Annotated in this window: 1 pseudogene; it reads right to left on the bottom strand. The window is 60.8% G+C overall.

Going from position 1 to position 227, the window contains the following annotated elements:
- Positions 1–185, bottom strand: a pseudogene (locus AC5ZGW_RS48005) (IS4 family transposase); the annotation flags it as partial.
- Positions 186–227: the final 42 nt, after the last annotated feature.

Here is a 227-nt window from a genome sequence, read left to right as displayed (position 1 = left end):
GGCGGCGGATCGCTGGCGCGGGCGAGATAACCGCCGAGCCGGGCGATCTTGATCAGATAGTGCGAGAGCGTTTTCTGTCTCGCTTTTGGTTTGTCGTTGACGAGGCGATCGAGCACGCCGATTTCAGTCGCAGGCAACGCGAGGGTTGGCGGTGCGTCTGGGGCGGAACGGTTGAGCATCGTCATCCAGAAGACCCGCCAACTCAGGATGCAAAAGAGCGAGATCAG

The organism is Bradyrhizobium sp. Crot121, assembly GCF_059512385.1.
This window is presented reverse-complemented; position numbering and strand designations above follow the sequence as displayed.